We start from the raw sequence: 25,669 nt of genomic DNA on the forward strand, positions 1-25,669 counted from the left end.
TCTTTTATAACGTGTTCGTCTTCATACACGAAGGATTACGCTTACAAAACTTCGTAGGTAAAATTGCATATCTATACGTGAATCGTGTTTTTTGCACTCTTATAGTGTAAATGAAACCGCCTATGATGTATAGGCGGTTTCATGAGAAAGGTTATATTAAGCTTTGTTAGAAGAACCAAACTCACGCATTTTTCCAGCTACAGTAGCTTGGATCGCATCACGAGCTGCAGTTAAATAGCTACGTGGATCGTATTTGTCTGGGTTAGATCCGATGTATTCTTTAACAGCTTTGTGAGAAGCAATTTGGTTTTCTGTGTTTACGTTGATTTTAGCAGTTCCTAAAGAAATTGCTTTTTGGATATCTTTTGTTGGGATACCAGTACCACCATGAAGTACAAGAGGTACACCAGTTAGTTCCATAACTTCTTTCATGCGGTCGAATCCTAAGTTCGGCTCACCTTTGTATGGTCCGTGAACAGATCCTAGTGCAGGCGCGAAGCAGTCAACACCAGTCTCACGAACAAGTTGATCACACTCAGATGGGATCGCGTAAGCTGCATCTGCATCTTCAACAACTAGATCGTCTTCTTGTCCACCAATACGGCCAAGTTCTGCTTCAACAGAAACACCGTGGAAGTGAGCAAGCTCAACTACTTTTTTAGTAAGAGCGATATTCTCTTCTAATGGGTGGTGAGATCCGTCGATCATTACAGATGTGAAACCTGCATGAATCGCTTCAGCACACTTTTGGTAGCTTGAACCGTGGTCAAGGTGGATAGCTACAGGTACAGTTACTTTGTACTCTTCGATAAGAGCTTTAACCATAGCAACGACAAGCTTGAATCCGCCCATGTAACGAGCAGCACCTTCAGAAACACCAAGAATTACTGGAGATTTCTCTTCTTGTGCAGCTTTAAGGATCGCTTGAGTGAACTCAAGGTTGTTCAAGTTGAATTGACCAACTGCATAATTTTCCGCTTTTGCTTTTTCAAGCATTTCTTTCATTGAAACTAAAGGCATAGTAATGTCCTCCTTAGATATTGGCACGAGCAGACCAACTACAATTTTTGTATAGTATATTTGCTGAAATGTGCATACACAGCAAAAAGAAGCCACTTTAGTTTACCTTTCATGGCGTCTTGCTAAACATTTCATTATGCTCATATTTCATTCTAGTATAGCATACCAATATCGCCTGAAAACCGCAACACATCAACGTTTTACGGGTGTAACCGCTATCATTGGCGACACACCAGCATTTCTTAAACTTTTATGATTGTGGCGTGTTTAATGGAAGTTCTTTCCTAACGGCTGCGCGAATCTCATCAATATCAAAAGGTTTTGCAAAATGAGTGATAGCTCCCAGCTTCATAGCCTCGTGAATCATGTCCAGCTCACCATAAGCGGTCATGATGATCACTTGAATCGTCTCATCAAGTTTTTTTACACGACGAAGAATCTCCAAGCCATCCATTCCAGGAATTTTCATATCTAAAATGACAAGATCAGGGCGGTCTTTCTCCACAATCGAAAGAGCTTGTACACCGTTCGCTGCCTGATACGTCTTATAACCCTCTTTTTGAAAGATTTCGTTCAAAAGAATCCTGATGCCATACTGATCGTCTACAATTAAAATTTTCCCGCTCATTATTGCTCACCTCATCTAGAGTTTCTTTACAAAACCATTTTGTCCCTATACCATTCGAGACACAGGATACGAATTCCTGCTGTTCCCGATGATTTGTATTGTTAAATTAAGTATACTAAATTAATAAACAAAAACACGATGATTTGAAAAAAAGTAAGGAGTTCTTTTAATGTTAAAAATATTTTCAACGCAAGTAGCAGGATTGCTAAAATCCATTTCAGATAAAGAAGAGCAGTCGATCGAAGAAAGTTCACGCCTGCTTGCACAAAGCGTACTTTCTGAAGGAACTGTATATTTCAAAGGCTTTTATGAGATGGAAGCCGTTGTTAGTGAGGCACTATCCGGAGAGAATAAATTCCGCGCTGGGGCTAATTTTACAGAGGTAGAGTTGTCTGATCTGCTTCCAGTCGATAGTGTTGTTGTAGCAACGCGCTATTTAGATGACGAAAAAGCTGTGGAACTTTGTTCAGAAGTTAGAAAAACTACGGAATGCAACGTCATTTTGATCGGCGGGCGACGAAAAGATGCTGAGATGAACGTGAATCCAGATGATTTTGCCGATATCGTGATCGATACGAAGGCTGTTCGCGGATTAGTGCCGCTTGATGATGGTACGCGACTCGGTTTGCCTTCTGGACTGACCGCTTTATTCGCATATTACGCCTTATTTTTAACGACGGAAGAGATTTTAGAAGAATACGATGAATAGGATGAAGCCTGGCTGTGTGCCAGGCTTTTTTAATTAAGAAAAATGAGCATTCTTATGTACTTCAAGTTTCCAGAAAAATTCAATCACATAAAAAATATGAATAATCACATAAAATTTAGAATCCATCAAATAAAAATCGGAACTCATCACATAAAAATAAACAAAGATCACATAAATCGCAAAAAACCGGCAGCTCCCACTCAAATAGTGAAGCTACCGGTCTTAACGATCTATAAATTAGTTCTTCAATTGTGTTACCGCACCGATAAAGTCACGGAATAATGCTTGCGGGCGAGTTGGTCGTGATGTGAATTCTGGGTGGAACTGTGACGCAACAAACCACGGGTGATCTTCTAACTCGATGATCTCAACAAGACGTCCATCAGGAGATGTTCCTGAGAAGATAAACCCTGCTTTTTCCATCTGTTCACGGTATTCATTGTTGAACTCATAACGGTGACGGTGTCTTTCGTAAACAACTTCATCGTTATAAGCTGCGAACGCTTTTGTATCTTCTTTAATCTTACACGGGTAAAGTCCAAGGCGTAGTGTACCACCGAGGTCTTCAATGTCCTTTTGTTCAGGAAGCAGATCGATAACCGGGAACGGTGTACCAGGCATAAGTTCTGCAGAGTGCGCACCCTCAAGTCCAAGAACGTTACGAGCGAACTCTACGGAAGCAAGCTGCATACCAAGACAGATTCCTAAGAAAGGAACTTTGTTCTCACGCGCATATTGAGTAGCTAGAATCTTACCTTCTACCCCTCTGTCACCGAATCCGCCAGGAACTAAGATACCATCAGCATCTTGAAGAAGTTCTTTCACGTTTTCAGCAGTCACGTTCTCAGAGTTGATCCAGTCGATCTCGATATCTGTATCAAATTGATAACCTGCGTGACGAAGCGCTTCAACAACAGAAATATAAGCATCTTGTAGCGCTACATATTTTCCGACTAACGCGATCTTCGCTTTTCCTTTTAAGTTCGTTACGCGGTTGATCAGTTCTTTCCACTCCGCCATATCTGGTTCGTGCGTTTCAAGCTTAAGGTGTTTGCAAACAAGCTCGTCCATCTTCTGCTCTTGAAGATCGATTGGCACTTGGTAAAGCGTATCTGCATCTCTCGCTTCGATAACCGCTTTAGGATCGATGTCGCAGAATAGACCGATCTTATCTTTCATTTCTTGAGGAACCGGCATCTCCGTACGAACTACGATAATGTTCGGCTGAATACCAAGACTACGAAGCTCTTTTACACTGTGCTGTGTTGGTTTCGTCTTCAGCTCACCAGCTGCACGAATATAAGGGATCAATGTACAGTGGATATACATTACGTTTTCAGAGCCTACATCACTTTTGATCTGACGAATCGCTTCTAGGAACGGCAAGCTCTCGATGTCCCCTACTGTTCCGCCGATTTCTGTGATTACGACATCTGCGTTCGTTTCACGTCCAGCACGGAAAACACGTTCTTTGATCTCGTTCGTGATATGTGGGATAACTTGGACCGTTCCTCCAAGATATTCACCGCGACGCTCTTTTCTAAGAACAGTAGAATAAATCTTCCCAGTCGTTACTGAACTGTATTTATTTAAGTTAATGTCGATAAAACGCTCATAGTGACCTAAGTCTAAGTCCGTTTCCGCACCATCATCCGTTACGAAAACTTCACCATGCTGATAAGGGCTCATCGTCCCTGGATCCACGTTGATGTAAGGATCGAATTTTTGCGTAGTCACTTTCACTCCGCGGTTTTTTAATAAACGGCCTAATGATGCTGCAGTGATTCCTTTTCCTAAAGAAGAAACAACACCGCCTGTAACAAAAATATATTTTGCCATGTTTTCAATCCCCCTAAATTTTCTAAAATAAGTATGTGCGTTTAACGCTTTTTCTACTATCGGGAGAGGTATGTGTGTGAAGTCTACACAGTCTCAGCCGTAAAAAAATAAAAAGCAAAAGACACTTCCCCTATGGTTAGGGGGCACTTTTGCTTTGATATCATATAAAATTAGTCTTTTTAATAAAAGATACAGGAATAGCCCAAAAAGAATATTACCCGAGTATAGAGCTCATGTCAAGATGATCTGTGAGAAACCATTCTCTCATGTGACAAGCTTGTGAAATGGCAGCTCAGCATCGACAATCCACAAGTTTTCCCCTAAAAAACAAAAACCAGCGCCAAGGGCACTGGTTTTCAAGACTAACCATGAACTTACAGATCTTCTTCCTCATCTGTCTCTTCATCTTCGTCGTCTTCGTCGAAGTCTTCATCGTCTTCGTCGAACTCTAATTCTTCATCATCATCGTCATCGTCATCATCGTCGTCATCAGAAAGATCATCATCTTCATCAACGAACTCATCTTCTACTTCCAACTCATCGAAGTCTTCATCATCGAAGTCCTCTTCGAAGTCATAGTCATCCTCAGACGCTTTTTTACGTTTTGTTGGTTTGTTCGTTGCACCAAGTTCCTCTTCAGAGCTCTCAACTGGGTACCACGTTTTTAATCCCCATTTATTATCGCCTAATGAAACGAAACGGCCGTCAATGTTCATATCTGTGTAAAAATACGCAATTCGGTTTTCCACAGCAGTTTTAGACAAACCTTTGATTTCAGCGATCTGTTTAACTAAATCATAGAATTGAACAGGTTGCTTAGCATTTTGCAAAATTTCAAATGCGATTTCGACCATTGACATTTCAACGACTTGTTCTTTCGTGTACGTGTTCAACATAGCCACATCGGCACTTCCTTTCCTTCTCCACACTCATTTATATCAACACATTGTGCTCATTCTTTAGAAGAATCATACTCTTCATTATAAACAAATCCCATGCGTATATGCCAGTAGTAATCTATCTTTTTTCCATAAAAGGTTTTATGAAAGGTGTAAGGTGGAGCTTCGGTGCTTTTGAAAGTGGTCGATTTCCGCTCCAGGTTGCTCGCTTTCCGCGGGGCAGGCGGTGAGCCACATTCGTACGTTTCACTCTTAAGTGTCTCACCTGCCCGCCTGTCCCGCAGGAGTCTCGCACCTTCTGCTCCAATCAACTTGCATAGGAGGAATATATGAAAACTAAAACAAAAACCTTCTAAACGAACTAAATTTCAAGAGATCTTTCTATGGGAGTTATTCTAACCTTTCATGAATGTTATAAATAGAACAAAGAGCGGAAATTTACTCTCTTAAAACTCTCGCAAACAAAAGAGAACCGCTCAAACTGGCGGCTCTCTTCTCAACTTACTACATGTTTCTTCTATACTTACCGCCAACTTCATAGAGCGCACTCGTGATCTGACCGAGGCTTGCATATTTTACGGTGTGCATGAGCTCATCGAAAATGTTGCCGCCGGATAGCGCAACATTTTTTAGACGTTTAAGAGCTTCGCCCGCTTGGTCTTTGCTAGACTCTTGGAACGCGTTCAGATTTTGGATCTGTTGCTCTTTTTCATCTTTTGTTGCACGTGCGAGCTGCATGTTGAATTCTTCTTCTGACGGTGGATTCGGGTTCAGATACGTGTTCACACCGATGATTGGAAGAGAACCGTCATGCTTTTTCATTTCATAATACATGGATTCTTCTTGAATCTTTCCGCGCTGATACTGTGTTTCCATTGCACCCAGCACGCCGCCTCTTGTGTTCATGCGCTCGAATTCTTGAAGCACCATCTCTTCTACTAGGTCGGTTAACTCTTCGATGATGAACGAGCCTTGAAGCGAGTTCTCATTGCGAGCCAAACCAAGCTCTTTTGTAATAACCATCTGAATCGCCATCGCACGGCGAACAGATTCTTCTGTTGGCGTTGTGATCGCTTCGTCATACGAGTTCGTGTGAAGAGAGTTACAGTTATCATAGAGTGCCATCAACGCTTGAAGCGTCGTACGAATATCGTTAAAATCGATCTCTTGTGCGTGTAGTGAACGTCCAGATGTTTGAATGTGATACTTCAACTTCTGGCTGCGTTCGTTCGCTTTGTATTTATCACGCATAACCGTAGCCCAGATTCGGCGAGCGACACGGCCGATTACGCTATATTCTGGATCAAGTCCGTTTGAGAAGAAGAACGATAGATTTGGCGCGAATGCGTTAATATCCATTCCTCGGCTCAAATAATATTCAACGTACGTAAAGCCGTTCGCGAGTGTAAACGCGAGCTGAGTGATCGGGTTCGCACCAGCTTCTGCGATATGATAGCCAGAAATTGAAACTGAGTAATAGTTGCGTACTTGATGGTCTATAAAGTATTGCTGAATATCACCCATCATGCGAAGTGCGAATTCAGTAGAGAAGATACACGTGTTCTGACCTTGATCTTCTTTTAAGATGTCTGCTTGAACCGTTCCACGAACAGAGGCAAGAGTCTTCTCCTTAATCTCGCTGTACTCTGCTTCGTTCGGTTGTCTGCCGTTCGTATCCGCAAAAATCTTCACTTGCTGATCGATCGCCGTGTTCATGAACATCGCGAGAATAATCGGTGCAGGACCGTTAATCGTCATTGAAACGGATGTAGAAGGAGCGATAAGATCAAAACCGTCATACAGCTTCTTCATGTCGTTCAGCGTACAGATGCTCACACCGCTCTCGCCGACTTTTCCGTAGATGTCCGGTCTGTGATCCGGGTCCTCTCCATAAAGGGTTACCGAGTCAAAGGCTGTACTCAAGCGCTTCGCGTCGTCATCTTTTGATAGATAGTGGAATCGGCGGTTCGTTCGTTCCGGCGTTCCTTCTCCAGCGAACTGACGCTTCGGATCTTCACCTTTACGTTTAAAAGGAAACACACCAGCTGTATATGGGAACGAACCTGGAACGTTCTCTTTCATGATCCATTTTACGATATCTCCCCAATCTTCAAACTTCGGAAGAGCCACTTTTGGAATATCAAGACCAGAAAGACTTTTCGTCGATAGCTCAGTTACGATCTCTTTATCTCGAATCTTCGTTACGAATTCTTTCTTGCTATACATTTCTTTTAACGCTGGCCATTCTTTTAGCATTTTTGAAGTCGTTGGCAACAATTGCTCTTCAACTTTTTCCAGCGCTTTATTTAACGATGTTTCAACTTCTTCACCTGCTGCGTCGTACTCTCTTACTGTTTCAAGCGTTCCTTGAATCTGGAACGACTTGCGAGCAAGTTTCGCCTGTTCGTTCACCGTTTCATGATATTTTCGAACGGTTTGTGCAATCTCGTTCAAGTACTGAGCACGTTCACCTGGAATGATGACGTTCTTTTTCGCGGTCATCGCCTCCGCTGCAGGCTGTATGCCCCAATCCATACCTGACTTCTCTTCAATTACTTTCATCAAGTGATAAAAAAGGACGTTCGTACCCGCATCGTTAAACTGGCTCGCGATCGTTCCGTAAACAGGCATTTCATCAAGGTCTTTATCAAACCAGTTGCGAGAACGCTGATATTGCTTCTTTACATCACGAAGCGCATCTTCAGAGCCTTTGCGCTCGAACTTGTTGATCGCGATAATATCTGCATAATCGATCATGTCGATCTTCTCTAATTGCGATGGTGCACCAAACTCACTCGTCATCACGTATAGAGAAGCATCAGAGATCTCAGAGATTCCAGCGTCACCTTGGCCGATTCCGCTCGTCTCAACAACGATCAGATCAAATCCAGCTGCTTTCGTTACTGCGATTGCGTCCTTGATCGCATCGGACAGCTCAGAACGTGAACCACGTGTAGCAAGTGAACGCATGTACACACGTGGATGATAGATCGCGTTCATTCGGATTCTGTCACCTAAAAGCGCTCCGCCTGTTTTTTGTTTGGTCGGATCAATTGAGATGATTGCGATCGTCTTGTCTTCACACTCGTTTAAGAAGCGTCGAACAAGCTCATCGGTTAATGAACTTTTTCCCGCTCCCCCTGTTCCTGTGATTCCAAGAACCGGCACTTGTTTTTGCAGACTTTTCAGTTCGTTAAGCGTCTGTTCCGCCGTTGCTGCGATTTCTTCCGGTGCTTGCTTCACATTTTCTGCTAATGTGATCAAACGCGAAACAGAGCGAACGTCTTTTTCTACTACTTTTTCGATCTCGTCTGTTAAAGAGGTAACCGTCGGAAAATCACACTCTTCTACCATCTTATTGATCATGCCTTGAAGCCCTAGCAACCTTCCATCTTCCGGTGAAAAGATGCGTGTGACACCATAAGCATGCAGCTCTTTGATCTCAGGTGGGATAATAACGCCCCCGCCTCCGCCAAAGACTTTGATATGTCCTGCACCGCGTTCTTTTAATAGATCGATCATGTATTTAAAATACTCAACATGTCCGCCTTGATAAGAAGAGATCGCGATTCCTTGAACGTCCTCTTGAATGGCTGCGCTCACCACTTCATCTACAGAACGGTTGTGTCCAAGGTGGATGACCTCACAGCCGTTTGACTGAATGATTCTTCTCATGATGTTAATCGACGCATCGTGACCATCAAAAAGACTGGAAGCGGTTACAAATCGCACCGGATTCTTCGGCCGGTAAATATCGGTCTGAGTCATTTCATTCATCCTTTCTTATGCTCCTTTAATGCCGTACAACAATTGCTGAAGCTGTAACTGTGTATATTCTTCTAGTGTATAGATCTTCTGCAGCGCCCAGCGTCTGAACGTCCACATCTGTCCGAGGATTACAATATTGTGAGCCGCTGCCGGAATTTCGTTTTCACTTAAATTCAGCTCACCTTGTTTTACTACTTTAAAAAGCAGTTCTTCAAAGATTGCCGTCATCTCTAACTCTTTTTTGAGTACATACGGAAGTGCCTCATGAGAGAGCGACTTTGCTTCTTGATACATGACGAGCACTTCATCCTGCATATCGTCCATCACTTTAAAATAGGCCGCGATCGCACGCTCGACACCTTGAATACCGCTGTCTTCTCCATTGATATCCTGCTGCAGCCTCAGCTTTACCCCGTCATAGATGCTGTCGCAGACGAGATAGAGAATATCTTCTTTTGACCGAATATACTCGTAGAGTGTGCCGATGCTGAAACCTGAAGCTTTTGCGATCTCACGGGTTGTTGTGCGGTGGAAACCGTTCTCTTTAAATAGAGAGACCGCCGCTTTTACCATCTCTTCCCGTCGTCTCTGAATCAGTTTTTCGTCTTTTACGAGCGACGGCACTTCTTTCTTACCCAATTGGCCTCCCTCATTTCTGTTTCCCGTCAGCCGGCTGCATTCGTTTTAAAAGAATCTCTTCTGCAGCTGTATAAGGGTCTGTCGTACCTGATTCTAAGTCGGCCAGCCAGGAGAACCCATTTTTCTGTTCTTGTTTCCACACTTGCTGATAGATTTCATGCTGAACCACTTCCATCACCTCGCGCTTCAGGTTAGAAAGCTTTCTTTCCTTACCTTCGCCGCTCTTCTCTAAATATTCACGGTGCGTTAGAAGCGATTCCCATAATTCGTGTAAACCTTTATTTTCAGTAGAAATCGTCTGAACGACTGGCGGGCGGTACGGACTGTCGTGCTTCACAAGGTCAAGCATCGCTTCAATCTCAGCAAGAAGCTTCGGAACGCCTGGCATATCTGCTTTGTTCACAACGAAGAGATCCGCGATTTCCATGATTCCCGCTTTAAACACTTGCACAACATCTCCGCTGCCCGGGTTCAATACAACCGCAACCGAATCTGCTAGCTTCATAATGTCGAGTTCTGATTGTCCGACTCCTACTGTCTCTATTAAAATCACATCAAAACCATAAGCATCCATTAGCCGTACCGTTTCTTTCGTTGACCGGGAAAGGCCGCCAAGACTACCGCGCGTCCCCATGCTTCGGATAAACACGCCTGGGTCGGTAAAATGGTCAGCCATCCGAACGCGGTCTCCAAGGATAGAGCCTCCGCTGAACGGACTCGTCGGATCAACGGCAACAACGGCAACAGTCATCTTCTTTTTGCGCAAAAAAGAGATGAGACGATTGACGAGCGAACTTTTCCCAGCACCCGGTGAACCGGTGATACCGATCCAATGAGCACCTTTTTGCTGTGGGTAGATGCTCTTTAAAAGCTCGAGTTTGTCTTCACCGTTGTTCTCGGCAAGCGTGATCGCTTTCGCGAGAGCACGTTCCTCTTTTTGCTGGATGCGCTGTGCTAATGGATGCATGGTTTCCTCCTAAATATTTCAGTAACTGTTATTTGTAAAGGTTAATCTCTAAAAGATTTGTGCCTTGGGTTTTGCTACATTGAAAAGTTGATTGGAGCGCAAGGTGCGAGACTCCTGCGGGACTGGCGGGCAGGTGAGACACTTAATGGCGCAAAGCGGCAAGTGGCTCACCGCCTGCCCCGCGGAAAGCGAGCAACCTGGAGCGCAGATCAACCTCTCACAACCCACAAATTAATCTTTCAAAAGCATCTTAGAAATAACGAGACGCTGAATTTCTTGTGTACCTTCGTAGATCTGCGTAATTTTTGCATCACGCATGTAACGTTCTACTGGATATTCTTTCGTGTATCCGTATCCACCGAAGACTTGAACTGCGTCTGTCGTTACTTCCATGGCAATGTCTCCAGCAAATAGCTTCGACATCGCAGATTCTTTTCCGTATGGAAGACCTTCTGATTCTCTCCAAGCTGCTTGATAGGTTAGTAGTCGTGCCGCTTCCACTTTTGTTGCCATATCTGCAAGTTTGAACCCGATCCCTTGGTTGACACCGATCGGCTTACCAAACTGTTTGCGGTCTTTTGCGTAGTTTACAGAAGCATCAAGTGCACCTTGAGCGATTCCTACTGCTTGAGCTGCGATTCCGTTACGTCCGCCATCAAGTGTCATCATCGCAATCTTAAAGCCTTCTCCTTCTTTACCTAGAAGGTTTTCAGCTGGCACACGGCAATCTTCGAAAATGATTTCTAATGTTGGTGATGAACGGATCCCGAGTTTCTTTTCTTTTTTACCGAAAGAAAAGCCTGGTGTTCCTTTTTCTACGATAAACGCAGAAACTCCTCTTGATCCTGCTTCGATATCCGTGCGCGCGAACACAACATAGATCTCAGCGTCCCCAGCGTTTGTGATGAAGATCTTTGAGCCGTTGATGATATAGTCATCGCCGTCTTTTTTCGCTGTTGTTTTCATGTTTCCTGCATCTGATCCTGATCCTGGTTCAGTTAAGCCATAAGCTCCAATTTTTTTACCTTCTGCCATCGGACGAAGGAACTTTTGCTTTTGCTCTTCGTTACCAAACTTGAAGATCGGCCATCCGGCAAGAGAGGTGTGAGCAGATAGCGTTACACCGACTGACGCACAAACACGAGATAGTTCTTCAACTGCGATCACATAACCTAGGTAGTCTCCGCCGATTCCGCCGTACTCTTCTGGCCAAGGAATTCCGCAAAGGCCAAGCTCACCCATCTGATCAAAAATAGCTCGGTCAAAACGCTCCTCTTCGTCACGTTCTGCTGCTGTAGGTTCTACTTCATTTTTTGCAAAATCACGCACCATCTTGCGGATCATTTCATGTTCTTCAGATAACATAAATTGCATATCTATCTCTCCCTCTTATCCTAGTAAATGTTTGCTTAACACCATACGCTGAATCTCGCTTGTTCCCTCATAGATCTGACACACCTTCGCGTCACGGAACAATCTTTCTACCGGATACTCTTTCGTGTAGCCGTATCCTCCATATACTTGCACCGCTTCGATCGCTGACTTCATCGCGGTTTCCGAAGCAAACAGCTTTGCCATCGAAGCTTCTTTTCCGCATGATAGGTTGTTTGTTTTCAGATCAGCTGCACGATAGGTTAAAAGTTTTGCCGCTTCAACCGCAGTCGCCATGTCCGCAAGCTTAAAGCCAAGCCCTTGATTCGCACCGATCGGTTTACCGAACTGTTTTCTTTCTTTTGCATAATTCGTTGCAAATTCTAAGGCAGCTTCTGCGATACCTAATGATTGAGCAGCAATTCCGATCCTGCCCACATCAAGGTTACTCATCGCGATCTTAAAGCCTTCGCCTTCTTTACCAAGCAGATTTTCAGCAGGTACACGTGCATCTTCGAAAACGATCTCGCACGTGTTTGATCCGTTCAACCCCATTTTTTTCTCTTTCTTTCCTACTGAAAAACCTGGTGTATCTTTATCTACGATGAAGGCCGAGATTCCGTAGCTTCCTTTATCAGGTGCTGTTGAAGCAAAAACGATGTACACGTCTGCTTCTCCTGCGTTTGTAATAAAAATCTTAGAGCCGTTCAAGATGTAATGATCGCCCTTTTTAACCGCTCTCGTCTTTAAGCTCGCTGCATCAGAACCTGAACTAGGCTCTGTTAGTCCGAACGCACCAAGGTACTCTCCACTCGCTAACTTAGGAATGTATTTTCTCTTTTGTTCTTCATTCCCGAAATAAAGAATCGGATTCGTTCCGACACTCGTATGAACGGATAAAATAACGCCAATCGTCGCGCTCACTTTTGAAAGCTCATTGATCGCGATAATGTAGGATGTAAAATCCATTCCGGCTCCGCCGTATTCTTCTGGAATAGGAATTCCCATCAGTCCGAGCTCTGCCATCTTCGTGATGAGATGACGCGGAAACTCTTCCGTCTCTTCCATATGCTCGATGGCCGGTGCTATCTCTTTCTGCGCAAAATCCCGTACCATCTTTTGCATCATCTTTTGTTCTTCAGTAAATACGAGGTTCATGGTCTCTCCCCATTCCTATAGTGAAATGCCGACTCTGTTAGTCTCTCTCCGGGTTTATCTCTCTATATTTGCTTTCCTTGCTAGCTGTTTCTCTGTCTGTATTTCTGTTTGTTTTTCTTGATCTATTTTTGGTTGCTGTCTCTTTCACAAAGACAAAAATGGAATTTTTGTCTTTGTTTGGGGTCAGACCCCGTAGTTGTAGAACCCTCTGCTTGACTTCTTGCCTAGCCAGCCTGCTTTTACGTACTTTCTTAACAGCGGACACGGACGATACTTGTCATCTCCGAATCCTTCATGCAGCGTCTCCATGATGTAGAGGCATGTGTCGAGCCCGATGAAGTCTGCTAGTGTTAACGGACCCATCGGATGGTTCATTCCGAGTTTCATAATCTCATCGACCGCTTCAGGGGTTGCAACACCTTCATACACCGAGAAGATCGCTTCGTTGATCATCGGCATGAGGATGCGGTTGGAGATGAATCCTGGGAAGTCATTCACTTCTACAGGAACTTTCTGCAGCTTCTTGGATACAGATTCGATCGTCTCGTACACGTCATCCGCTGTTTGAAGCCCACGGATGATCTCTACGAGTTTCATAACAGGAACTGGATTCATGAAATGCATCCCGATTACTTTTTCAGGTCGGTTCGTTGCGGCCGCAATCTCTGTGATCGGAAGTGAAGATGTGTTCGACGCTAAGATTGTATGAGCTGGCGCGTATTGGTCGAGCATCTTAAAGAGCTGTGTTTTCACGTCCATGTTCTCTACGACCGCTTCGATCACTAAATCCGCATGTGACGCGTTCTCTAGAGAAACAGAAGCTGTGATGCGGGATAGAATGGATTCTTTCTCGCTTTCATCCAGACGTCCTTTTTCCACGGAGCGGTTTAAGTTTTTAGAGATGATTCCGATTCCTTTTTGTACGAACTCTTCTTGCATGTCATGCAGAACAACAGAGTACCCCGCTTGCGCACAAACTTGCGCGATTCCTGAACCCATCTGTCCTGCACCGATCACCATAATGTTTTGAATGCTCATGAATATTGCTCCTCCTTATTTCTTCACTTCTACTAAGATCGCGTCACCTTGCCCGCCGCCTGAACAGATCGAAGCTATACCAAGTCCGCCGCCACGTCTTTTTAACTCGTGGATCAATGTTAGTACGATGCGCGTGCCGCTCGCCCCAATCGGGTGACCTAACGCGACTGCTCCACCATTCACGTTCACTTTTTCAAGATCTAATCCCGCAAGTTCAGAACTCGCTAACGCAACAGCTGCAAATGCTTCGTTTATTTCAAAAAGGTCAATTTCTTCTAATGATTTTCCTGTTTTCTTTAACAACTCATTGATGACAAGACCTGGCGTCTTCGGAAAATCCTTTGCTTCAACAGCAAGTGCCGTGTGACCAAGGATCGTCGCCATCACTTCTTTGCCTTCTTTTTCAGCACGCTCTTGACTCATCACGACTACTGCTGCTGCACCATCGTTGACGCCTGGTGCGTTTCCTGCAGTAATCGTTCCATCTTGTGAAAATACAGGTCTTAATTTTGCAAGAGATTCGATAGAAGTATCTTTACGCGGTGACTCATCTTGGGACACAACAACCGGCTCGCCTTTGCGTTGAGGCACTTCAACAGGTACGATCTCTTCTGCAAAAATCCCCTTTTCAATCGACTCGATAGCACGGCTATGACTGCGGTACGCCCACTCGTCTTGACGCTCACGTGAGATCTCCATCTCTTTCGCTACGTCATTTCCGTAAATTCCCATGTGGACACCTGTAAACGTACACGTTAGTCCATCATGAACCATGAGATCTTTCACTGAGCTATCTCCCATACGAAGTCCCCAGCGCGCTTTCGGTAAAATGTATGGTGCGTTGCTCATCGATTCCATCCCACCAGCGACGATGACTTCTTCATCACCTGCACGGATGATCTGATCAGCCATCGTGATCGCACGAAGTCCAGAAGCACAAACTTTGTTGATCGTTTCTGTTTTCGTCTTCCAAGGTAATCCTGCTTTTTCCGCCGCTTGGCGAGAAGGAATCTGGCCTTGCCCTCCTTGAAGAACACAACCTAAAATGACTTCATCCACTGATTCAGGCGCAACATTCGCTCGTTGAAGTGCTTCTTTAATCGCGATCCCACCTAGATCTGATGCTGTAAGAGAACTTAATCCACCGCCAAATTTCCCTACAGGTGTCCGTACACCACTGACGATTACTGATTTTGTCATATGAAAAACCTCCCGATTCGTATGGTAGAGCTGCGAAAATTATGTTAACGCTTACAAATGAGTTTAAAGACGAGCCGAGCGAACGCTCAGTCGACCAACTTCCAAGCATGAAGCTGCCAGCTCATATGCGGGCAGCTTATTTACATGCTCAAATACTACTGAAGAACTCTTGTTTCTGTGAGCCAAACATCGATTTTTCAAGGATTTCAACAACATCTAGTGTTTGAACTTGCTCTTCTACTTCTTTTGCCTTCGTTCCGTCACTCAACATCGTTAAGCAATACGGACATCCGCTTCCGATCATGGTTGGGTTAACAGCAAGAGCTTGTTCTGTACGAGCAACGTTCACACGAGACCCTGCTTTTTCCTCCATCCACATCATTCCGCCACCCGCTCCACAGCACATTCCGTTCTGACGGTTGCGATCCATCTCTACGACCTTCACACCTGGAATTGCTTTTAAAATATCACGAGGTGGTTCATATACTTCGTTATAGCGGCCGAGGTAACAAGAATCGTGATACGTGATCGTTTCATTCACCTCAAACTTCGGCTTGATTCTTCCTTCTTTAATCCAGTCTGCTAAAAGCTCTGTATGGTGATACACTTCAGCTTCTAGACCAAACTCAGGGTATTCGTTCTTGAACGTGTTGTACGCATGCGGGTCGATCGTGATGATCTTCTTAACATTATGCTTTTGGAATAACTCGATGTTTGCGTTCGCCATCTCTTGGAATAAAAACTCGTTTCCGAGACGACGAGGCGTATCACCAGAGTTCTTTTCTTTGTTTCCTAAGATCGCAAACGTGATTCCTGCTTCGTTCATGATCTTCGCTAAAGAAAGTGCAATTTTTTGTGAACGGTTGTCATAAGCACCCATCGAACTTACCCAGAACAGGTACTCAAATTCTTCACCCGCTTTTTCTTTCTCTTTTACAGTAGGAACCACGATATCTTCTTTCAGCTCACGCCAGTTCTCGCGTTCCTTTTTCGAGATTCCCCAAGGATTACCTTGCTTCTCGATATTTTTGATCGCACGCTGCGCTTCTGCATCCATCTTACCTTCAGTAAGAACAAGATAACGACGCATGTCGATGATCTTATCAACGTGTTCGTTCATAACTGGACACTGATCTTCACAGTTACGGCAAGTCGTACATGCCCAGATCTCTTCTTCTGTCATGACTTCACCGATCATCTCTACATCATAAGCAAGTGCAGATGATCCGTCTGTTGTTGCCGCTGTTTCCTCAGTACCCTTCCCTCTCGCTTCAAAAGCGATCTGGTTGCCTGTTGTGTTCGAGAACGCGAACGCTGGCATCCAAGGTGTACGAGAAGTTACCGCTGCTCCTTTCACCGTTAGATGGTCACGTAATTTCACGATCATATCCATCGGCGATAGCATCTTACCAGTACCTGTTGCCGGACAAACATTCGTACAACGTCCGCACTCTACACAAGCATAGAGATCAACAAGCTGCTTCTGATTAAAGTCTTCAATTTTATTCACACCGAAAACTTCTTGTGTCTCGTCTTCAAAATTGATCGAAGAAAGCTTTCCTACTTTATCTTTACGGCCAAGCCAAACGTTTAGTGGACCTGCGATCAAGTGAGCATGCTTTGATTGCGGAACATACACTAAAAACGTTAATAAGAACAATAAGTGAATCCACCATGAGATAAAGAATATGACTGCAGCACCGGTTTTCCCTAAGAATCCGAGAGCCATTGCGATTACGGACGCAATTGGTGCTGTCCACTCGTACGGTAGATCATGCCAGATAATCTCTGCACCGTTACCTACTAATACAGAGAGCATCAAGCCACCGATGAACAGAAGAACTAATCCAGATTTAAATCCGCGCTTCAGTCGAACAAGCTTTTCAACATATCTTCTATAAAAAGCCCACACGACTGCGATCATGATCATCGTTGTTACGATTTCTTGGAAAAACGTGAATCCCGGATAAAGCGGTCCTAAAGGCAGATGAGTTCCAGGGTTGAGTCCCTTCCAAATAAAATCAATCGCTCCGAACTGAACGAGAAGGAATCCATAAAAGAACATGATATGGATAATTCCACTCTTCTTATCTTTCAACAGCTTCTTTTGACCAAATACATTCACTAAGACTGCTTTAATTCGCTCTTGAACCGTATGATCAAACTCTACTTTTTTGCCGAGCTTGATGAACTCAAACCTTGTTTTTACAACATAAGCAAATAAAAACAGTGCGTAAGCGGTTACAAAAATAAATGCAAGCCAGTTTGCTACCATTAAGCCGTCCATCGCTTTCTCTCCTTCCAATGCTCCTATTCCCTAATTCTTTCTCTTTTAATAATTCTAAATGAAATTAATTTTCTGACTTCATTATAGCATAAAAAATAAATGAATGAGCATTCAGTCAACATCCGTTAAAAAAATTTTTTTAGTGGTTTTATATGGCGAGGGTATACTATATAAAAGTTTGCTACAGAAGGAGGAGAAGAACATGTGGATCGTCTTATTTGTTATTGTCATTGGATTTTTGGCTTGGGTCGACTTTTATTTAGGACATAAACAAACGACCGCGAAAGAAGAACCTCCTGTAAACACAACAGGCAATATGCATCTTTTAACAACGGGTTCTCATTTTTTCGATTCACTGTTTCAAGACATAGATCAAGCGAACAAATCGATCTACATACAGTTTTACATATTACGAGATGACGAACTCGGACAAGAGCTATGTCAGAAGTTGATCGCAAAAGCACATCAAGGCTTAGAAGTTAGACTACTTCTTGATTACATGGGGAGTTACGGGCTGAAAAAAAAGACGGTTAACAGTCTTAAAAATGCTGGCGTTCATTTTGAATACAGCAACAAGCCGCAATTTCCGTATCTCTTATACCGAATCAATCATCGAAATCATCGAAAAATCACGATCATCGACTCAGAGATCGGCTATTTGGGTGGATATAACGTAGGAAATGAATATATTGGCAGAGTCACACGGTTTGGAGATTGGCGCGACTATCATTTAAAATTAAGAGGTAACGTTGTAAGCGAATTGCAGCGTCTATTTTGTGATGATTGGAACGGTTCAACAAACGAAAAGATGACGCAAAGTGTTTCATCTCTTACTCAGGAAGTAGAAGAAAAAGACCTGTTGCTCCTTCCTTCAAAAGGACAGGCTGGGTATCACTATTTTTATGAAAAAATAAAACAAGCGAAAAAAAGCATTTTTATAGGTTCACCATACTTCATTCCGGGTAAAAAGATGAACAGAGCGCTTTTGTCAGCACTAGATCGTGGTGTCAGTGTGAAGGTACTCGTTCCCATGAACCCAGACCACCCTTTTGTCCAAGAAGCTTCTTATCGTTATGTCAAACCGCTATTAGAAGCGGGTGCTGAGATCTATCAGTTTCATGAAGGATTTTATCACTCCAAAATCGTGATGTTCGATGATTCGATCTGTGATATTGGAACGGCAAACTTCGATCTTCGCAGCTTTTTTTATAACGACGAGCTAAATTGCATCTTTACAGACAAAACGGAGATACAAGCTGTTAAAAAAGTTCTCGATTCAGATCTTGAACGCTCTGAAAAGCTGACGCTAGCACGTTTAAAGAAGACACGGAGTTCCGTTAAAGTTCGATTTAAAGAAATGGTGGGTTTTTTGTTATCGCCTTTTTTATAAATTTAATGGGGATCAGCTCCCTTTTTGTGAACTTTTTGATTCGACATCTCTGATTAGTTGATTGGAGCGTAAGGTGTGAGACTCCTGCGGGATCAGTGGGACAGGTGAGACTCCTAAGGTCGCAAAGCGACGAGGAGGCTCACCGCACACCCCGCGGAAAGCGAAGCACCTGGAGCGGAAATCAACATCCTTCACCAGCACTTATACCAAAAACATACAAACAACAGGGGGCCAAACATGTTAACATCTTTCGGATTTGTATCAACGGCTCTCAACTTATATGAGGCCTCACCTGCAAAAACGATGACTTATGCTACTTATCAAAAACGTGATGAGAAAGAACGCACAGCACAACTGCTTGCCATCACGAAAAACAATCTAGAGCGCACTTTACGCGTTCTTCATTATTGTATTGCGCACGAACTTCCTCTTCACCGCATGTCTTCTTCAATCGTTCCTTTAGCTACCCACCCTGAAGCAGCTTGGGACTTTTTAAAAGAGACAAAGAAAGAATGCAAAGAGATCGAAAAGCTCGTAAAAAAACATAACATTAGAACGAGCATGCATCCTAATCAGTACACGCTGTTTACGAGTCCTCGTAAAGAGGTGACGTTAAATGCGGTGAAAGATATGCAATATCATTATGATCTGCTTAAAGGGATGGGCATCGAGGACCGAAGCTATATCAATATCCATATTGGCGGGGCTTATGGTGATAAGCCGTCTGCTTTAGAACGCTTTTATGAAAATATTAAACTTCTCCCGTCTGACGTAAAAGCGCGGATGACGCTTGAGAACGACGATAAAACATTCACGACCCAAGAGACATTAGAAGTCTGTGAAAATGAAGGCATTCCACTTATGTTTGATTACCATCATTATATGGCCAATCCGGATGACAATGGTTCGCTAGAGGAATTGCTTCCGAGGTTCGTGAAAACGTGGGAGAATACAGGTCGACCGCCAAAAGTTCATCTTTCCTCACCAAAAGACGAGAAAGCGTACAGAAGTCACCATGACTTTGTAAGTCTGGATTATGTGCTGCCGTTCTTTAAATTGATGTCTAATTATACCGATGAGCTGGATGTAATGATTGAAGCGAAACAAAAAGACCGCGCTGTTCTTCAGCTCGTTGGTGAACTGGAGAAAGTACGCGGCTTTAAGAGGATGAGCGGTGGAACCATCCTTATGTAAGGCATGGAATAAATTTTTTAATTTCTGCATTGAAGCTTGCATAATGCTTGATCGGAAGCTGATGCAGCGCTTTATTTATTAAAACAAACTTGGCTTTCGCATGAACATTTCTTGCGTAGATCCTTCTATAAGGATGCATATATTCCGCTTGTTCCCCGTATATGAACAACAACGGAAATCGCCACTCTTTTAGATGATCCGTGCATTGGAAGGAAAGACTTTCTTGGTAGAATCTCTGACACGTTTTAGGATTCGTTTGCTTATGATAAGACAACATTTCTTTTCGATCTTCCGGAGAATTCGAGTGTGTGCTGACGAGAATCTGATTAAGTAGGGCTGGTGCATTTTTTGCCAGCCTTATTCCTGTTTGAAACTGTTTCTTCAGTGCGAATGTAGAAACTTGAGAAAAGCCTCCACTCAAAATAAGGCCCTTTGTCCGATGCGGATATTTTTGAACAAATGCCTGTGCGACCGAACCACCTGCTGAATACCCACAAATATACGCTTCTTCTAATAATAAATGGTCCAATAGAGAAGCGACATCATCTGCCAAGTCCCATATCGTAAAGCTTTCTGGATCTTTAGTAGACGAACGACCGTGCCCCCTACAATCAGGAAAAATCGTTTGATAATTGGCTGCTAGTTCTTTTTGGTACTTGAACACGAGGTGACTCATACCGGGCGGGTGTAAAAAGACGATTGGTGCACCGGTTCCTAGCTTTTCATAATAGATTTGCAACTCAGAGGTCAATCCGGCTAATGCCATGTTTTCCTCACTTTAGAAAAGTACCTGCCATCCAGATGTAAGCTTGATAGCCTAAATAAATACCGATGATGCCCATGATTCCTGGTAATGCGGGTGGTGCCGGAATCGGGAGTTTTAACAGGGCAAAAACAAAGCCTACGAGGGCGCCTGTTATTAGTGATAATACGATCAACTTCATATATGTACCCCCTCTTTCAAACGAGTTTCCAAACCTATCTCTTATTAATATGGCATGTTGTTCCTACATTATCCCTTTTTTCGTTAAGGTTAGGATTTCGTAGAAGATTTCGTTGCCGTGAACTCGTATTGCTTTTTTATAATACGAATCTGACCGCGATGACTCAGTTCATCTTCAAATACATGAAACCATTTAAAGTAGTTGTTTCCGAGCTCGTTATTCCACCACGGTGTTGTTTCATAGAGCCAGGAATCTTCGAACTTTTGAAAATGTTGTAAGGTAATTTCACGGGTCTTTTTTAAGTCTTCTAGATAAAATTCCGCTGTATTGCCATGGATAATCGTCGCTGCCTCACCTAGATCAAGTGCAGGCTGCAAGGTTTCTGCATAACGCTCAATCTCTTCATCGGGCAGATCTTTTCCGTCGAACGTGATAAATTGATAAATTTTTTCAACGGCTACAAGATGAGCGAGCAGCATGCCGATTGAATTTCCGATTCCGTTTACTCGATAGTCAAGTTCTTCCACGGATAGATCTTGAACGTCCCAGATCGTCGTTTCCCTCGTGTAGTCCATCATGGATATTAAGTTTGAAAATTCTTTCGAGTACCCTTCAATCTGTCCGATAACAAAAGGGCTTTTGTTGGATGATGTCATTTTTCGAACCTCCTAAGCATTCATGTGCTTCAATAGAATTCAAGAAAAGCTTGGGAATTCCTTTTTTGTTTTGGATGCGGTGTGGATGACGGTAATCGAGCATAACTCTGAAATCGCTCACAAACTTCTCGAATCGCTCACAAATCCCTCGAATCGCTCACAAATCTCTCGAATCGCTCACAAACCTCTCGAATCGCTCACAAATCCCTCGAATCGCTCACAAATCTCTCGAATCGCTCACAAATCTCTCGAATCGCTCACAAACCTCTCGAATCGCTCACAAACCTCTCGAATCGCTCACAAACCTCTCGAATCGCTCTCAAATCAAAGAACACCACTCTCCTAAACTCTCCAAAAAAGAAAAAACCTGTCCGCAGACAGGTTTCATCTATTTATTACATACGCTCTGGTGCTTCTACACCGATGATGTTCAAAGCATTCTCAATCGTTACTTGAGTAGCTTTCATCAATGCGTAGCGAGCTTGTGATTTTGTTTTGTTTTCTGGATCGAGCACGCGTTCTGCGTTATAGAAGCTATGAAGAGCAGAAGCCAACTCGAATACATAGTTCGTTACACGGTGCGTTAAAAGTTTTTCTGCTGCTTCGTTGATCACTGCAGGGAACTCTCCAATTTTCTTCAACAGCTCAAACTCTTTTTCAGAATCAATCTGCTTTAAATCTAAATCTCCCTCATAAGAAAGACCCATCTCTTCCCCTTGACGAAGCATGCTGCATACGCGTGCATGTGCGTATTGTACGTAGAACACAGGGTTTTCGTTTGATTTTGAAACCGCTAAGTCCATATCAAAATCAAGGTGAGTATCGTTAGAACGCATCGCAAAGAAATAGCGAGTCGCGTCGATTCCCACTTCTTCCATAAGTTCACGCAGCGTTACCGCTTTACCCGTACGCTTACTCATACGAACTTTTTCACCGTTTTGGAAAAGAGAAACAAGTTGGATAATCATTACATCGAGTTGCTCTTTGTCATAACCAAGTGCTTGAATAGCCGCTTTCATACGCGGGATGTAACCATGATGGTCAGCTCCCCAGATGTTGATCAGCTTCTCAAACCCGCGCTCAAACTTGTCGTTATGATACGCGATATCTGGTGTTAAGTATGTGTAAGATCCGTCGTTTTTGATGAGTACACGGTTCTTGTCATCATCATAATCTGTCGTACGGAACCATGTCGCGCCTTCTTCTTCATACACAACACCTTTAGCTTTTAACTTTTCAAGGGCTGCATCAATTTTTCCGTTTTGATAGAGTGAAGTCTCTGAGAACCACACATCAAAATCCACACGGAATTCAGCAAGATCTGCTTTTAGTTTTTCAAGCTCTCGTTTAAGACCGTATTCACGGAAAAAGCTTACACGCTCGCTCTCTTCTTTATCTAACCAAGAATCGCCGTACTCTTCGGCAAGATCTTTACCAAACTCGATGATATCCGCTCCGTGGTAACCATCTTCAGGCATCTCTTTATCCTTGCCAAGGGCTTGGAAATAACGAGCTTCGATTGAAGTAGCTAAGTTGTTAATTTGATTTCCTGCATCGTTGATGTAGAACTCACGAGAAACATTATAGCCTGCATAGTCTAGAATATTACAGATCGTATCACCAACAGCCGCACCACGTGCATGTCCTAAGTGAAGCGTTCCTGTAGGGTTCGCAGATACGAACTCGACTTGAACTTTTTTACCACCGCCATGCTCTGTACGTCCGTAATCCTTGCCCGCTTTTAGAACAGTCGGTACAAGCTCTGTTAAGTATGAGTTATCCATGTAAAAGTTAATGAAGCCAGGACCTGCAATCTCAACTTTTGCGATAGATGCTTTACTTTTATCAAAATGCGCTACAAGATCGTCTGCGATCATACGAGGTGCTTTTTTTGCGACACGTGCTAATTGCATCGCCATGTTTGTCGCGAAGTCACCATTTGCTTTATCTTTCGGTACTTCAAGAACGACTGCTGGCAGTTCTTCTTTTTTAGCGAGTCCTGCTTTTACGACCGCTTCTTCGATCTCTTCTTTTAACAGCTGCTTGACTTGGTCAAGGATATTCATGCTTTTGCCTCCTGAAAATTAATCTTGATTCGATGTGTTCCTGTATGTTCACCCTGCAGAACCAGCTCATAAGCAAGACTCAGATCTCCCGTCTGCTTTTGCTGATTCCAGCGGAAATTCATTTCATGTGTAGTCGTTTCCATCCAAAGCTGGCCATATGGGCTGTCGTACATGCCTTTTGTCGTCTGGCCGATCAAATATTTCTGTTTCATAGATACACTGCCTGAGCGGATAATCAGAATACCAGCGTGCGTGATCTTAATCACATTATTGACAGAACCTGCACCTTCTATCTCTTCTTTATACTGAAGATAGGTGACGTCCCCTCGTTTATAGAGCTTACCTTCTGTCTCGGTGAAATGTTTCTCTGCTTCACCGCTGAAATGTACTTCTGAACTTATCGAAAGCGCAACAGACAATTCCGTATCTTGATCCATGCGAACAACACTTCCTTTTTTGATGTACCTCTTTAACTTACCTATTATAAAAGATTTCACTGCTTCCCTTCAACCTTATGGGTGTCTTTTTAAAAATTGTTGGTCTTATTAGGTAAATTTATCCTAAAAACATGTTTTCATGAGTGGATGATTTGGAATGATGGTAGTGAATGGCGTATTATACTCTCGAGAAGATGAAATAGAAATGAGGAGGATCTTATATGAAAAACGAAAGAATTTTACTCGTGAATCGACCAAAAGGCGCACCTCAAAAAAGCGATTTTCGCTTCGAGGAAGCTTCTACTCCTGCACTTGAAAATAACCAGGTACTTTTAAAGACGATTTATCTATCTGTAGATCCATATATGAGAGGACGCATGAGCGACCGAAAATCTTACGTGCCTCCCTTTCAGTTAAACGAACCTATCTCTGGTGGCATCGTCGGACAAGTTGTTGAATCTCTTTCAGGTGAGCTAGAAGAAGGCGACTTCGTCATTGGTAACTTAGCGTGGCAAAAATACAACGTAGCAAGTGATGCTGAAGTACGTAAATTAGACCCATCTCTAGCACCACTTACTGCAAACCTTGGTGTGTTAGGCATGACTGGCTTAACGGCATACTTCGGTTTACTAGATATCGGTAACCCTCAAGAAGGGGAAACGGTTGTTGTCAGTGGCGCAGCTGGAGCTGTTGGTACAATTGTTGGTCAAATCGCTAAGATCAAAGGTGCTCGTGTTGTCGGAATCGCAGGTTCAGACGATAAGATCTCTTACTTAAAAGACGAGCTAGGCTTTGATGTTGCGATCAACTACAAAACAGAAAATGTTTATGAAGCGTTAAAAGCGGCTTGTCCAGATGGCGTTGACGTTTATTTTGATAACGTCGGCGGAGAGATCTCTGATAGCGTGCTCGCTTTGATCAACAAAGGCGCTCGCATTCCAGTTTGCGGACAGATCGCGCTTTATAACCTTGAAAAAGCAGACGTTGGTCCACGTATGCAGAGTCAAATTCTGATCAACAGTGCGCTGATGAAAGGATTCATCGTTAGCGATTATGCCGCTCATTTTGAAGAAGGCGCGATCGAACTTGCTAAATGGGTAAAAGAAGGCAAGATTTCTTATAGCGAAAACATCGTTGACGGTTTTGAAAATACGATTGATGCGTTCCTAGGACTGTTTTCAGGTGAAAACACTGGAAAACAGCTTGTTAAAGTAGCTGAGCCTGAGAACGTGTAACAAAAGGCATTAGATGAGGAAGCTTTTCACTCGATAAGAAGTGAAAAGCTTCTTTTTTATGTAGTTGGGGAGTTGCTGTTTAAGTTAATTCGAGAATTTAGAGAGAAAATACGGCGTAAATTCAACATATTACGGCGAGTTTTGACCATAATACTGCGACTTTTTAAGATATTTCGGCGAGTTTACAAAAATCGACAAATGCCATAAAAAAACTTGAGCTGAAA

The 25,669-nt window shown here is 43.3% G+C and carries 21 protein-coding genes; 4 read left to right on the forward strand and 17 right to left on the reverse strand.

Features of this window, described 5'->3' with window-relative positions; genetic code table 11:
- Window positions 1-156: 156 nt before the first annotated feature.
- Both fba and ABE65_RS20245 read right to left on the reverse strand, forming a co-directional pair.
- Window positions 157-1,020, reverse strand: coding sequence for a class II fructose-1,6-bisphosphate aldolase (gene fba / locus ABE65_RS20240; RefSeq protein WP_066399034.1), 864 nt, complete (start codon window positions 1,018-1,020; stop codon window positions 157-159).
- Window positions 1,021-1,270: 250 nt separating this feature from the next.
- Window positions 1,271-1,651 carry a response regulator gene (locus ABE65_RS20245; protein ID WP_197480369.1) on the reverse strand — a complete coding sequence of 127 codons (381 nt, stop codon included), beginning with the start codon at window positions 1,649-1,651 and terminating at the stop codon, window positions 1,271-1,273.
- Between the two features lie 166 nt (window positions 1,652-1,817).
- Between ABE65_RS20245 and ABE65_RS20250 the strand changes: the two genes are divergently transcribed.
- On the forward strand, window positions 1,818-2,357 hold the full coding sequence (locus tag ABE65_RS20250) for a DUF2529 family protein (protein WP_066399049.1): 540 nt from the start codon (window positions 1,818-1,820) through the stop codon (window positions 2,355-2,357).
- Between the two features lie 237 nt (window positions 2,358-2,594).
- Here the strand turns inward: ABE65_RS20250 and ABE65_RS20255 are convergent, their stop codons facing one another.
- The 10 genes from ABE65_RS20255 to ABE65_RS20300 all read right to left on the reverse strand — a co-directional run bounded on the left by ABE65_RS20255 (window position 2,595) and on the right by ABE65_RS20300 (window position 17,523).
- Window positions 2,595-4,196 carry a CTP synthase gene (locus tag ABE65_RS20255; protein ID WP_066399052.1) on the reverse strand — a complete coding sequence of 534 codons (1,602 nt, stop codon included), beginning with the start codon at window positions 4,194-4,196 and terminating at the stop codon, window positions 2,595-2,597.
- 374 nt (window positions 4,197-4,570) lie between these two features.
- Window positions 4,571-5,092 carry a DNA-directed RNA polymerase subunit delta gene (rpoE, locus tag ABE65_RS20260; protein WP_066400447.1) on the reverse strand — a complete coding sequence of 174 codons (522 nt, stop codon included), beginning with the start codon at window positions 5,090-5,092 and terminating at the stop codon, window positions 4,571-4,573.
- Window positions 5,093-5,599: 507 nt separating this feature from the next.
- Window positions 5,600-8,863, reverse strand: a complete 3,264-nt coding sequence (icmF, locus tag ABE65_RS20265) for a fused isobutyryl-CoA mutase/GTPase IcmF (protein WP_066400449.1) — start codon at window positions 8,861-8,863, stop codon at window positions 5,600-5,602.
- A gap of 15 nt (window positions 8,864-8,878) precedes the next feature.
- On the reverse strand, window positions 8,879-9,502 hold the full coding sequence (locus ABE65_RS20270; protein WP_066399053.1) for a TetR/AcrR family transcriptional regulator: 624 nt from the start codon (window positions 9,500-9,502) through the stop codon (window positions 8,879-8,881).
- A gap of 10 nt (window positions 9,503-9,512) precedes the next feature.
- The gene (meaB, locus tag ABE65_RS20275; RefSeq protein ID WP_066399057.1) at window positions 9,513-10,469 is read right to left on the reverse strand and encodes a methylmalonyl Co-A mutase-associated GTPase MeaB; all 957 of its coding nucleotides are present in this window, start codon (window positions 10,467-10,469) and stop codon (window positions 9,513-9,515) included.
- 231 nt (window positions 10,470-10,700) lie between these two features.
- Window positions 10,701-11,843, reverse strand: coding sequence for an acyl-CoA dehydrogenase (locus tag ABE65_RS20280; RefSeq protein WP_066399058.1), 1,143 nt, complete (start codon window positions 11,841-11,843; stop codon window positions 10,701-10,703).
- Between the two features lie 15 nt (window positions 11,844-11,858).
- Window positions 11,859-12,998, reverse strand: coding sequence for an acyl-CoA dehydrogenase (locus tag ABE65_RS20285; RefSeq protein WP_066399059.1), 1,140 nt, complete (start codon window positions 12,996-12,998; stop codon window positions 11,859-11,861).
- A gap of 183 nt (window positions 12,999-13,181) precedes the next feature.
- Complete coding sequence (locus ABE65_RS20290; protein WP_066399061.1) at window positions 13,182-14,036, reverse strand: 3-hydroxybutyryl-CoA dehydrogenase; 855 nt, start codon at window positions 14,034-14,036, stop codon at window positions 13,182-13,184.
- Between the two features lie 15 nt (window positions 14,037-14,051).
- Entirely contained in the window at window positions 14,052-15,236 is a 1,185-nt protein-coding gene (locus tag ABE65_RS20295) for an acetyl-CoA C-acetyltransferase (RefSeq protein ID WP_066399064.1), read from the reverse strand.
- Between the two features lie 148 nt (window positions 15,237-15,384).
- Complete coding sequence (locus ABE65_RS20300; RefSeq protein ID WP_066399072.1) at window positions 15,385-17,523, reverse strand: (Fe-S)-binding protein; 2,139 nt, start codon at window positions 17,521-17,523, stop codon at window positions 15,385-15,387.
- A 202-nt stretch (window positions 17,524-17,725) separates the two neighbouring features.
- Between ABE65_RS20300 and cls the strand changes: the two genes are divergently transcribed.
- Window positions 17,726-18,913 (forward strand): cardiolipin synthase, encoded by a 1,188-nt coding sequence (gene cls, locus ABE65_RS20305; protein ID WP_066399074.1) that lies wholly within the window; start codon window positions 17,726-17,728, stop codon window positions 18,911-18,913.
- Window positions 18,914-19,150: 237 nt separating this feature from the next.
- Window positions 19,151-20,107, forward strand: coding sequence for a UV DNA damage repair endonuclease UvsE (gene uvsE, locus ABE65_RS20310; RefSeq protein WP_066399077.1), 957 nt, complete (start codon window positions 19,151-19,153; stop codon window positions 20,105-20,107).
- Here uvsE and ABE65_RS20315 read toward each other — a convergent pair.
- From ABE65_RS20315 to ABE65_RS20335, 5 genes are all read right to left on the reverse strand, one after another.
- Window positions 20,100-20,873, reverse strand: coding sequence for an alpha/beta fold hydrolase (locus tag ABE65_RS20315; protein ID WP_066399080.1), 774 nt, complete (start codon window positions 20,871-20,873; stop codon window positions 20,100-20,102). The two genes, uvsE and ABE65_RS20315, sit on opposite strands and share 8 nt — an antisense overlap.
- A gap of 7 nt (window positions 20,874-20,880) precedes the next feature.
- Entirely contained in the window at window positions 20,881-21,051 is a 171-nt protein-coding gene (locus ABE65_RS20320; protein WP_066399082.1) for a DUF1427 family protein, read from the reverse strand.
- Between the two features lie 89 nt (window positions 21,052-21,140).
- Window positions 21,141-21,707: a DinB family protein gene (locus tag ABE65_RS20325; RefSeq protein WP_066399086.1), complete on the reverse strand. Its 567-nt coding sequence runs from the start codon at window positions 21,705-21,707 to the stop codon at window positions 21,141-21,143.
- Between the two features lie 395 nt (window positions 21,708-22,102).
- Entirely contained in the window at window positions 22,103-23,773 is a 1,671-nt protein-coding gene (gene argS / locus ABE65_RS20330) for an arginine--tRNA ligase (protein ID WP_066399087.1), read from the reverse strand.
- Window positions 23,770-24,210 carry a YwiB family protein gene (locus ABE65_RS20335; protein ID WP_066399089.1) on the reverse strand — a complete coding sequence of 147 codons (441 nt, stop codon included), beginning with the start codon at window positions 24,208-24,210 and terminating at the stop codon, window positions 23,770-23,772. The genes argS and ABE65_RS20335 overlap by 4 nt, the downstream gene beginning before the upstream one ends.
- Before the next feature lie 221 nt (window positions 24,211-24,431).
- Between ABE65_RS20335 and ABE65_RS20340 the strand changes: the two genes are divergently transcribed.
- Complete coding sequence (locus tag ABE65_RS20340; RefSeq protein ID WP_066399090.1) at window positions 24,432-25,445, forward strand: NADP-dependent oxidoreductase; 1,014 nt, start codon at window positions 24,432-24,434, stop codon at window positions 25,443-25,445.
- Window positions 25,446-25,669: the final 224 nt, after the last annotated feature.

Origin of the sequence: Fictibacillus phosphorivorans (genome assembly GCF_001629705.1) — a bacterium.
Lineage (GTDB): Bacteria > Bacillota > Bacilli > Bacillales > Fictibacillaceae > Fictibacillus > Fictibacillus phosphorivorans_A.

Excerpts from the sequence above, each read along its gene's own strand:
- fba (WP_066399034.1), bottom strand. The coding sequence starts at position 1,020 with ATGCCTTTAGTTTCAATGAAAGAAATGCTTGAAAAAGCAAAAGCGGAA.
- ABE65_RS20250 (WP_066399049.1), top strand. The coding sequence starts at position 1,818 with ATGTTAAAAATATTTTCAACGCAAGTAGCAGGATTGCTAAAATCCATT.
- ABE65_RS20255 (WP_066399052.1), bottom strand. The coding sequence starts at position 4,196 with ATGGCAAAATATATTTTTGTTACAGGCGGTGTTGTTTCTTCTTTAGGA.
- rpoE (WP_066400447.1), bottom strand. The coding sequence starts at position 5,092 with ATGTTGAACACGTACACGAAAGAACAAGTCGTTGAAATGTCAATGGTC.
- icmF (WP_066400449.1), bottom strand. The coding sequence starts at position 8,863 with ATGACTCAGACCGATATTTACCGGCCGAAGAATCCGGTGCGATTTGTA.
- meaB (WP_066399057.1), bottom strand. The coding sequence starts at position 10,469 with ATGCATCCATTAGCACAGCGCATCCAGCAAAAAGAGGAACGTGCTCTC.
- ABE65_RS20280 (WP_066399058.1), bottom strand. The coding sequence starts at position 11,843 with ATGCAATTTATGTTATCTGAAGAACATGAAATGATCCGCAAGATGGTG.
- ABE65_RS20285 (WP_066399059.1), bottom strand. The coding sequence starts at position 12,998 with ATGAACCTCGTATTTACTGAAGAACAAAAGATGATGCAAAAGATGGTA.
- ABE65_RS20290 (WP_066399061.1), bottom strand. The coding sequence starts at position 14,036 with ATGAGCATTCAAAACATTATGGTGATCGGTGCAGGACAGATGGGTTCA.
- ABE65_RS20295 (WP_066399064.1), bottom strand. The coding sequence starts at position 15,236 with ATGACAAAATCAGTAATCGTCAGTGGTGTACGGACACCTGTAGGGAAA.
- ABE65_RS20300 (WP_066399072.1), bottom strand. The coding sequence starts at position 17,523 with ATGGACGGCTTAATGGTAGCAAACTGGCTTGCATTTATTTTTGTAACC.
- cls (WP_066399074.1), top strand. The coding sequence starts at position 17,726 with ATGTGGATCGTCTTATTTGTTATTGTCATTGGATTTTTGGCTTGGGTC.
- uvsE (WP_066399077.1), top strand. The coding sequence starts at position 19,151 with ATGTTAACATCTTTCGGATTTGTATCAACGGCTCTCAACTTATATGAG.
- ABE65_RS20315 (WP_066399080.1), bottom strand. The coding sequence starts at position 20,873 with ATGGCATTAGCCGGATTGACCTCTGAGTTGCAAATCTATTATGAAAAG.
- ABE65_RS20320 (WP_066399082.1), bottom strand. The coding sequence starts at position 21,051 with ATGAAGTTGATCGTATTATCACTAATAACAGGCGCCCTCGTAGGCTTT.
- ABE65_RS20325 (WP_066399086.1), bottom strand. The coding sequence starts at position 21,707 with ATGACATCATCCAACAAAAGCCCTTTTGTTATCGGACAGATTGAAGGG.
- argS (WP_066399087.1), bottom strand. The coding sequence starts at position 23,773 with ATGAATATCCTTGACCAAGTCAAGCAGCTGTTAAAAGAAGAGATCGAA.
- ABE65_RS20335 (WP_066399089.1), bottom strand. The coding sequence starts at position 24,210 with ATGGATCAAGATACGGAATTGTCTGTTGCGCTTTCGATAAGTTCAGAA.
- ABE65_RS20340 (WP_066399090.1), top strand. The coding sequence starts at position 24,432 with ATGAAAAACGAAAGAATTTTACTCGTGAATCGACCAAAAGGCGCACCT.